The organism is Bacillus sp. FJAT-27001, assembly GCF_019039175.1.
In the GTDB taxonomy this organism is placed as follows: Bacteria; Bacillota; Bacilli; order Bacillales; family Bacillaceae; genus Bacillus; species Bacillus velezensis.
In genome coordinates, this window is record NZ_JAHOAA010000001.1 from 51,791 (window position 1) to 63,221 (window position 11,431).

General features: G+C 50.9%; 2 protein-coding genes and 1 pseudogene. All 3 read left to right on the forward strand.

Annotation, left to right across the window (positions count from 1 at the left end; genetic code table 11):
• On the forward strand, positions 1 to 603 hold a 603-nt coding region (locus BGM27_RS20845; protein ID WP_483297755.1), incomplete at both ends, for a phosphopantetheine-binding protein.
• 1 nt (position 604) lies between these two features.
• Positions 605 to 5,746: pseudogene (locus BGM27_RS00160) on the forward strand (amino acid adenylation domain-containing protein); the annotation flags it as partial.
• A 25-nt stretch (positions 5,747 to 5,771) separates the two neighbouring features.
• A partial coding sequence (locus BGM27_RS20460; RefSeq protein WP_254122721.1) for a non-ribosomal peptide synthetase occupies positions 5,772 to 11,431 on the forward strand: 5,660 nt, incomplete at its 3' end.

Consider the following 11,431-nt stretch of genomic DNA (forward strand, 5'->3'; position numbering starts at 1 on the left):
AGTCACCGCCCGGACCGAACACGGCGAAACCGCGCTTTACGCCTATATCGAAGGACGGGAAAGCGATGACGTGCGGGCGGAGCTTGCGACACGCCTTCCGGCCTACATGATGCCGGCTCAGTTTATAGAGATGAGCGAATGGCCGGTCACGCCGAGCGGAAAGCTTGACCGCCGCGCGCTGCCGGCTCCCGGCGGAGCGGCAGACAGACAGGCGTACACCGCCCCGCGGAACGTCACGGAAATGAAGCTTTGCGCCCTTTGGGAAGAGGTGCTGAAAAACGGCCCCGTCGGCATCCGGGATCACTTTTTTGAGCGGGGCGGCCATTCGTTAAAAGCGACGGCTCTCGTCTCCCGCATCGCCAAAGAGTTCGGTGTTCAGGTGCCGTTACAGGACATCTTCGCCCGGCCGACGGTGGAAGAGCTCGCTTCGGTTATTCAGGACTTGGAAGAAAGCCCGTATGAAGCGATTCAGCCTGCGCAAACACAGGACACCTACCCGGTGTCTTCGGCGCAGAAACGGATGTATGTGCTCCAACAGCTTGAAGACGGCGGTGTCGGCTACAATATGCCGGCTGTGCTGGAACTGACGGGCCCGCTTGACCGNGATCCGTTTTATCCGGGAGAGCGCATGTATCAGACGGGCGATATCGCACGCTGGACAGAAGACGGCCTTGTCGAATGGCTCGGACGTTCAGACGGACAGGTGAAAGTCCGCGGCTACCGGATTGAACCGGGAGAAATCGAAGCGGCGATCCGGCACATCGACGGCATTCGTGAGGCGGCGGTCACCGCCCGGACCGAACACGGCGAAACCGCGCTTTACGCCTATATCGAAGGACGGGAAAGCGATGACGTGCGGGCGGAGCTTGCGACACGCCTTCCGGCCTACATGATGCCGGCTCAGTTTATAGAGATGAGCGAATGGCCGGTCACGCCGAGCGGAAAGCTTGACCGCCGCGCGCTGCCGGCTCCCGGCGGAGCGGCAGACAGACAGGCGTACACCGCCCCGCGGAACGTCACGGAAATGAAGCTTTGCGCCCTTTGGGAAGAGGTGCTGAAAAACGGCCCCGTCGGCATCCGGGATCACTTTTTTGAGCGGGGCGGCCATTCGTTAAAAGCGACGGCTCTCGTCTCCCGCATCGCCAAAGAGTTCGGTGTTCAGGTGCCGTTACAGGACATCTTCGCCCGGCCGACGGTGGAAGAGCTCGCTTCGGTTATTCAGGACTTGGAAGAGAGCCCGTATGAAGCGATTCAGCCTGCGAAAAAACAGGACACCTATCCGGTGTCTTCGGCGCAGAAACGGATGTATGTGCTCCAGCAGCTTGAAGACGGCGGTGTCGGCTACAATATGCCGGCTGTGCTGGAACTGACGGGCCCGCTTGACCGCATCCGGCTGGAGGAGACGTTCCGGGAGCTTGTGGAGCGGCACGAGTCGCTTAGAACGTCCTTTGAAACGGGGCCTGACGGCGAACCGGTGCAGCGCATCCATGACAGCGTACCGTTTCAGCTGGATGAGGCCGAGTCAGCTGACGCATTCGTCCGGCCGTTTTGTCTGGAGGAAGCGCCGCTCTTCCGTGCGGCCCTCGTGAAAGAATCGGACGAACGTCATCTTTTATTAACGGATATGCATCATATTATTTCTGACGGTGTGTCCGTCAACACCTTGATTAAAGAATTCGGCGAGCTGTACGCAGGCCGTTCGCTTGCGCCGATGCGCCTTCAATATAAAGACTATGCCGTCTGGCAGCGGTCATTTCAGGAGAAAGAAGGGTACCAGAAGCAGGAAGCCTATTGGCTGAAGCGGCTTGAAGGAGAGCTTCCGGTGCTTGAGCTTCCGGCTGACAAGCCCCGTCCGGCTGTCAGAAGCTTTGCGGGCGGCAGCGTATCGTGCACGCTTGACGCTGAAACGGCATCCGGCCTTCACCGCATCGCCCGGGATCACGGCTCCACTTTGTATATGGTGCTTCTCGCCGCGTACAATACGTTACTCGCGAGATTGAGCGGGCAGGAAGACATCATCGTCGGCTCGCCGATTGCCGGGCGTCCGCACAAAGACCTTGAACCGATTCTCGGCATGTTCGTCAACACGCTGGCCATCAGAACGGAGCCGAAAGGAGACAAACGGTTCACCGATTACTTGGCGGAAGTCCGCCAGGCGGCGCTTGAAGCGTATGAGCATCAGGACTACCCGTTTGAAGAGCTGGTGGAGCGGCTCGGCGTGCAGCGGGACACAAGCCGCAATCCGCTGTTTGACGTTATGTTTGTGCTCCAAAATATGGAGCGTGAATCCCTGGTGTTAAATAAGCTGCATTTGGCTCAAGCTGCGGATACAAGTCATAAAACCGCAAAGTTTGATGCCACGCTTTACGCGTCAGAAGGGTCTGACGGTTCCATCAGCTTTGATTTTGAATTCAATACAGATATCTATCAAAAACAGACAATTGAAAAATGGCTTTCTTATTTTACCCGTATTCTTACAAAAGTAATTGAAAACCAAGCGATACCGCTTGGTGACATTCACGTACTGGATGATGCTGAAACAAATCGCGTCATTTATCAGTTTAATCAGACGAAAAGCGATTACCCAAGACACGAAACCATCAGCCGTTTATTTGAGCGGCAGGCAAAAGAAACCCCCGATGCCCGGGCAGTTGTATATGATGGACAAATCTTGACATACCGTGAGCTGAACGAACGGGCTAACAGAATAGCGGCGGCTCTCCGATCAAATGGCGTCGGTCCGGAAAGCGTTGTCGCATTATTAACCGGCCGCACAACAGAGCTTGCTTCCGGAATCCTCGGAATATTAAAAGCGGGGGGCGCCTACTTGCCTATCGGTGACGATGTGCCGCGGGAACGGGCTGAATGGATGCTTAAAGACTGTAAAGCTGATATTCTTCTCCAATCTGATAAACTTGACGGTCTGCCGCTTTCAGGAAAACGTTTATTCATAGAGGATATTCAAACAAAGGCCGGCTTGAGTTCGGAAAATCCCGAACCGCTCGGCGGACCTGAATCATTGGCCTACATGATTTATACGTCCGGATCAACAGGTGCGCCAAAAGGCGTCATGATTGAACAGCGAAGCGTGATCCGCCTTGTGAAAAACAGCAATTATATTGATTTTACGCCGGAAGACAGACTATTGTTTACTTCATCATTAGGATTTGATGTTACGACATTTGAAATATTCGGTCCGCTTTTAAACGGCGCTTCTTTATATGTAAGTGACCAGGAAACCTATCTCGACTCTGATGTTCTGGAAACATTTATACAACAAAACGGCATTACGACACTGTGGCTGACATCGTCTCTGTTCAACCATTTATCAGAACAAAATGAACACGTGTTTTCCGGATTATCCCGATTGATTATCGGCGGGGAAGCACTGTCCCCAAGCCATGTAAACCGGGTTCGGAATGCGCTGCCGCATCTCTCAGTATGGAATGGATACGGACCGACTGAAAACACGACGTTCTCGACTTGCTTTTTGATTGAACAATCATACGATCATTCAATCCCGATCGGGCGCCCTGTCGGAAATTCAACCGCATATATCATAAACAGCAGGGGAACACCGCAGCCGATCGGCGTCATCGGCGAATTGTGCACGGGCGGAGACGGTGTGGCAAGAGGATATTTCGGCCGCCCTGAGCTGACGGAAGAAAAATTTGTCCCCAATCCTTTTGTTCCCGGAGAACGGATGTACCGCACCGGAGATTTAGCCCGCTGGCTGCCGGACGGAACGATCGAATATGCCGGGCGGATGGATGATCAAGTGAAAATCCGCGGTTATCGGGTCGAGCTGGGAGAGATTGAAGCAACACTGAGGAGCCTGGACGGCGTGAAAGAAGCTGTCGTGTCAGTCAGAACCGGGCAGTCCGGCAATAAAGAACTGATCGCATATATGAGTCTGCAGGCGGACATGGATACAGAAAAAGTGCGTTCTTCACTGTCTAAGCAACTGCCGAATTACATGGTTCCGGCCTATATGATGGAACTTGAGAAGCTGCCGCTTACGCCGAACGGTAAATTGGATCGGAAAAATCTGCCCGAACCGGAGCTCGCGCTTCAAACCGCGTACACAGCTCCCCGCAATGAGCTTGAAGAACAGCTTTCCGTGATCTGGCAGGAAGTGCTCGGCACAAAACAAGTCGGGATTGAGGACTCATTTTTTGAGTTGGGCGGCGATTCAATCAAAGCGCTGCAAGTTTCCGCACGGCTCGGACGCTATGGGCGGAAAATGACGGCAAGCGACTTATTCCGGCATCCGTCCATTAAGGAGCTCGCGCCACTTATCCGGAAAGCGGAAAGAGTCATCGATCAGCGGCAGGTGGAAGGAGACATACCTTGGACACCCGTTCAGCACTGGTTTTTATCACAGCGGATGGAAAACAGAAATCATTTCAATCAGTCCGTCATGATGTTCAGCTCTGACGCATTGCATAAACAGCCGCTCAAAGAAGCCTTGGAGCATCTTGTCATTCATCATGATGCACTCCGGATCACCGTCAGTGCAGAAAACGAAAGTTTCAGACAAATCAATCACGGTATTCAAAAAGATGAACTGTACAGCTTGGACATTTGGGATCTGTCTGAGACAGATACTTGGGAAAAAGAAATAGAAAGTGAAGTCGCTGCGCTCCAACAGCGGATGGATATTGAAAAAGGCCCGTTATTAAAAGCCGGCTGGTTCAAAACCCGGTCCGGGGATTATTTATTCATCACCGTACATCACCTGGCGGTTGACGGAGTGTCATGGCGTATTTTGCTGGAGGATTTATCTGCCGCTTACACTCAAGCCGTAAAAGGTCAGCCGGTCCAGCTTCCGCCAAAGACCGATTCGTTTAAGCAATACGCTGAAAGGCTTTCAGAATACGCAAAAAGCAGCAAGCTGATGCGTGAAGAAGAATATTGGCGTTTTATTGAAGAAGAAACAGCCGCCGAACTTCCTTATGAAAAACCGCAGCATCAGACGGGAGCCGACAGCATTCGGCAAACGGTAAGCTTTACGCTTACAGAAGAAGAAACGTCCGTTTTGCTTCAGCAGGTCAACCGGGCCTACCATACCGATACGCAAGATATTCTTCTGACTGCCGCAGCTTTGGCTTTACGGGACTGGACAGGGGGCGGCAGACTGCGCATCGCGATGGAAGGGCACGGGAGAGAGCACATCATGCCGGAGCTCGACATCAGCCGCACCGTAGGCTGGTTTACCTCCATGTATCCGGTGCTCATTGACTTGAACACAGCAGGCGCTGAGCTTGGAACGGCGGTAAAAACGGTCAAAGACACACTCGGAAGAATACCGGATAAAGGAATAGGCTACGGCATTTTAAAATACATGACACCGCCTGAACAAAAAACAATCCGCTTCAGACAAGCGCCTGAAATCAGCTTTAACTATTTAGGGCAATTCAATGATACAGAAGATCAGCACACGTTCAGTCTGTCCGGTCTTGCAAGCGGGCACGACATCACGCCGACATGGCAGCGGGAACAAGCGGTGGAAATGAGCGCGATGGCCGCACAAAACAAACTTCACTTCAGTTTGAGCTATCCGCCGAGCCGCTTCCGCAAAGAAACGATGGAACAGCTGCTGCAAACTTTACAGCAATATTTGCGTGATATTATGGCGCACTGCACCGGCAAAGAGGAAGCAGAAAAAACCGTTAGTGATTTTAGCAGCAAAACGTTAACATCTGATGATTTGGACAGCATAGCGAGTTTTGTCGAGGAACTGTAGAAAAAGGCGACGGGGAGATTATAACATGACAAAAAAGAATGCAATTCAGGATATTTATCCGCTGTCTTATATGCAGGAAGGAATGCTTTTTCATTCCCTCCTGCAAAAGGAATCACAGGCTTACGCCGAGCAGGCCTCCTTTTCAATAACGGGGAAGGTTGACACCCGCGTGTTTGAAGAGAGCGTTCATGCCCTTTTCGAAAGACATGATATTTTCAGAACGATCTTTATCAGCCAGAACGTGTCAGTGCCGCAGCAGGTCGTATTAAAAGAGCGGAACGTCAGCATCATTGAGGAAAATCTCACCAATTTAAACAAGGCTGATCAAATCAAGCATATTGAAGAAGCCAAACGAAGAGACCGTAAGAAAGGATTTCATCTGCAAAAAGACATGCTGATGCGGGTGACGCTGCTTCAAACCGGTGAATGTGAATATACGTGCATATGGAGTTTCCATCACATCATTATGGATGGCTGGTGTCTCGGAATCGTGCTGAAAGAGTTCTTCCAGATATACGCCTCGCGGCTCCGCCGGACACCGTTAACGCTTGAGCCCGCTGTGCCGTACGGGACCTACATCAAGTGGCTGATGGAGCAAGATAAAGAAAAAGCCGCTTCGTACTGGGAGCGGTACCTTGAAGGCTTTGAGCAGCAGACTGTTCTGCCGAAGCAGAAAAAAGCCGGCGAAAGCAGACAAGAGGAAGTGACGTTTTCCTTTTCAAAAGAGGACACGGCTAAGCTGAAAGAGCTGGCCGTAAAAGAAGAGGTCACGCTGAGCACCATTTTCCACACGCTCTGGGGCATTTTGCTTCAGGCGTATAACCAGACAGAAGATGCGGTTTTTGGTTCTGTCATTTCCGGAAGGCCGTCTGAAATCGAAGGCATCGAGCGAATGATCGGCCTGTTTATTAATACCGTGCCTGTCCGGATCAGCGGGGCAAACATCCCGTTTCAAAAGCTGATCAAAAATGTGCAAAAGGATGCTTTGAAAGGACAGGCATACAGCTATCATCCGCTTTATGACATACAGGCGAATTCACAGGTAAAACAAGGCTTAATTGACCACATTCTCGTCTTTGAGAATTATCCGGTTGAACAGGAGCTTGATGTGCTGAACAGCAAGGGGGACACGAAAGACCTTTTTCACATCCATGATTTCAGCATGGAAGACGAAACCAATTACAGTTTTTATCTTATGGTGGCGCCGGGTGACGAAATTCATTTGAAAATGAGATACGATTCAAGCATGTATGACCGCCAATTTATTGAAAATATCAAAGGCCATTTAGCACACATCGTCTCCCAGGTTCTCGACAAACCGGACATCACGCCGGACAAGCTTGAAATCATAACCCCGGAGGAAAAAGCGCAGCTGCTTGCACCGATTTCTGAAGAGACCGAAAAGCCTGTATATGACACGGTTCATGCAATGTTTGAACGGCAGGCCGCAAAAACACCGGATCAAATCGCGATTCGGTATGAAGGCGAGTCAGTGACGTACAAAGAGCTGAACGAATCGGCTAATAAGCTGGCCCGCCTGCTGCAAAAGCGCGGATTAAAGCGGGAGGAACCGGTAGGCGTCATGCTCGGCCGTTCCCCTTCTTTAGCGGCGGCTGTTCTCGGTATTTTAAAAGCGGGCGGCGCCTTTGTCCCGATTGATCCGGGCAGTCCAAAGGAGCGTATCCGATATGTCATTGAAAACAGCGGCTGCGTCCATGTTGTAACAGAGCGGCATCAGTCAGTCCCCGCGGAACAAGCGCTGCAAGTTACATACATAGAAGAGGCCGGGACGGAAGCGGACGGAAGCAATGTGCAATCCATTAATACGGCGGACGACCTCCTTTATATGATTTATACATCGGGAACGACAGGGAAACCGAAGGGTGTGCTGCTCGAACATAAAAATATGGCCAACCTGCTTTCTCACCAATTGACGAACACAGACATTGATTTTTGCACAAATGTGCTGCAGTACGCATCTGTGGCGTTTGACGTCTGCTATCAAGAGTTATTTTCAGTACTCTTGAGCGGCGGCACCCTTTGTATCGTGCCCGAATCAATCAAACGGGACGTTTCTCAGCTGTTTTCGTTTATTGATCAGCACAAAACGGAAGTTGTGTTTTTCCCGACTGCGTTTGTCAAGATGCTTTTCAATGAAGAAGGTTATGCACATTCTTTTCCCCGCTGTGTGAAGCATGTTATTACGGCCGGGGAGCAGCTGACCGTTTCGCGTTTGTTCAGGCAGACGCTCCGTTTACACGGTATGCATCTGCATAATCATTACGGCCCGTCAGAAACTCATGTGGTTTCAACTTATACGATTTCTGCGGGTGATGACATACCTGAACATCCGCCGATCGGGAAACCGATCCATCATAACAAAATGTATATTCTCAGCAAAAACAGACAGCTTCAGCCTCTCGGAATTGCGGGAGAATTGTATATTTCCGGGGCGAATACAGGAAGAGGCTATGTGAACAATCCGGCGCTGACCGAAGAGAAATTTTTGCCGGATCCGTTCAGAACGGACGCCGTCATGTACCGGACCGGAGATTTGGCAAGACTGCGTGCGGACGGCCAAATTGAATACATCGGCCGGACAGATGATCAAGTGAAGATCAGAGGATACCGGATTGAACCGAAGGAAATTGAAACTGTCCTGGCAAATCATCATGCCGTGAAAGAAGCTGCTGTTCTGATTCAAACGAATGAGTCGGGCGAAAATGAATTATGCGCCTACTGCAACGTCTCACAAGCGACTGATCCTTCTCAGCTGCGAAGTGATTTGGCGAAAGAGCTGCCTGATTATATGATTCCGGTCAAATGGGCTTTTGTTGACTCGATTCCGCTCACTGCGAACGGAAAAGTCGATCAGCGGGCCCTTCCGGAAGCTTCGGCGTACGCAGCGGGCCGTCGATATACAGCTCCCAGGAATGTGACGGAGCTGAAGCTTACCCGCATATGGGAAGAAGTGCTTCAAAGCGGCCCGATCGGCGTTCACGATCACTTTTTCGAGCTTGGCGGCCATTCATTAAAGGCGACGGCACTCGTTGCAAAAATAGCTAAAGAGTGCAGTGTGCAAATCCCGCTGAGCGATGTCTTCAGCCATCCGACTGTAGAAGAACTCGCCAAAATCATCAGTGAAGCAGAAGAGAACCCGTTCGCATCCATAGAAAAGACAGAAATGAAAGAAACATATCCTGTCTCATCCGCCCAAAAACGGATGTACGTCCTTCACCAGCTTGAAAATGGCGGTGTCAGCTATAACATTCCAGCCGTTTTAGAGGTGAAGGGGCCGTTTGACCGAGACAGGATGGAAGCCGTGTTCAAGGAACTGATCCGGCGGCATGAACCGCTCAGAACGTCCTTTGAAGAAAAAAACGGCCTGCCTGTGCAGAGGATTCATGACGACGTGCCGTTTGCATTTACAAAAGAACAATCAGCCGAAGCGTTTATCCGGCCGTTCGATCTCGGCAAAGCGCCCCTTTTCCGGGCGGGATTTGTCCAAATAGAAAAAGACCGGCATCTGCTTTTAGCTGACATGCATCATATTATTTCAGACGGCGTATCCGTCAATCTTTTGATACGTGAATTCAGTGAGCTGTATGCTGAGAGAAGTCTGCCGCCGTTACGGATTCAATACAAAGATTATGCCGTCTGGCAGCAATCATTTATGGCGGGCGCCGCATATCGGAAACAAGAGGAGTACTGGCTGAACCGGCTTGCCGGTGAGATTCCCGTGCTTGAATTGCCGGCTGATAAGCCGCGTCCCCCGGTGCGGAGCTTTTCCGGTGACCGGGTGTCATTTGTCATCAATGAAAAACATACAGCACAGTTGAAAAAGCTGGCGAAAGAAAACAAATGCACACTGTATATGACGCTGCTCGGTGTGTACACAGTTCTGTTAGCCCGTTTAAGCGGACAGGAAGATATGATCGTCGGGTCTCCGATTGCAGGAAGGCCACATGCCGACCTTGACGCCGTTCTGGGCATGTTTGTCAATACGCTTGCTTTCAGGACGCGTCCCGACGGAAGCATGACATTCAAAGAATATTTAAAGGAAATTCGCCAAACAGCGCTTGAGGCTTACGAACATCAGGATTACCCGTTAGAAGAGCTCGTCGATAAGCTCGGTGTGCCGCGGGACATGTCCCGAAATCCGCTGTTTGACACAACATTTGCGCTGCAAAATATGGAACAGCAGAAGCTTAGGGCAGCCGGACTTGAACTGCAGCCGGCAGACGTCAGCCTGCCGATTTCTAAATTTGACTTATCACTGTACATCTCTGAAAATGCCGGTGAATTGTACTGCCAGTTTGAATACAGCACCGATTTGTTTGAGAGAAAAACGATTCAAAAATGGGCGGGATTTTTTACGACACTTGCCGAAAACGCCGCGGCTGATCCGGGCTTGGAATTAGACGATATTTCTGTTTTGACAGAAAAAGAAGAAGTGTCTCTGCTTCAAGATTTCAGCCCCTTTCAGAAAACAGCGTTTCCGCTTCATCAGTCTCTTCATGATCTGCTGGAACAGCAGGCGGAAAAAACGCCGGACCGTCCGGCAATTTTAACTGATGACATTTCGATTACGTATCAGGAACTGAACGAAAGGGCAAACGAGCTTGCGCACCAGCTGATCAAGCGCGGGATAAGGCTGGAGGATAAAACCGCCATTATGGGCCGGCGTTCTCCTGACATGATGATCGGCATTTACGCTGTCTTAAAAGCAGGCGGTGCATATCTGCCGATTGATCCGGATTACCCGGAAGAGCGGATTCGCTTTTTACTGAAAGACAGCGGCGTGAAATTCTTACTGGCAGAACCAGAACTTTTCGCACCAGATCTTTTTGAGGGAGAAACGATCTCTCTGAAAAGCGGACAAACAGGAAACCTTGAAGCTGCGGCCAACCCTAACGTTCCGGTAAAACCTGATTCATTGGCTTATATCATCTATACATCCGGTTCTACGGGACGCCCAAAAGGCGTGCAGGTTGAACATCGGTCAGCCGTAAACTTTTTATACTCACTGCAAACGCGTTATGGATTAAGTGATTCTGACATCATTTTGCATAAAACATCATACTCTTTTGACGCTTCGATTTGGGAGCTGTTTTGGTGGCCGATCGCGGGAGCTTCTGTTTTCCTCCTTCCGCAAGGCGGCGAGAAAGACCCTGAAATGATACTGAACGCATTGGAGAATAACCGCATAACGGCGGCTCATTTTGTGCCATCCATGCTTCATGCTTTCTTGGAATATATAAATTCCAGAAAACAGCCGATCAAAAAAACCTGCTTAAAAAGGGTTTTTGCCGGCGGCGAACAATTGGGCCCGCACCTGGTTTCCCGTTTTTATGACCTTCTGCCGGGAACGGAATTGACAAATTCCTACGGTCCGACGGAAGCGACAGTAGAAGCGGCGTACTTTGATTTGCCGCAAGGAAAAGAATTTCACAATGTTCCGATCGGCATTTCCGGGCATAACATGCGGCTGTATCTTTTAAATCAAAAGAAACGGCTTCTGCCGCCGGGCTGTATCGGAGAGCTGTACATCGCGGGGACAGGGGTGGCCCGGGGCTATCTGAACCGGCCCGAGCTGACGGAGGAGCGTTTTCTCGATGATCCGTTTTATCCGGGAGAGCGCATGTATCAGACGGGCGATATCGCACGCTGGACAGAAGACGGCCT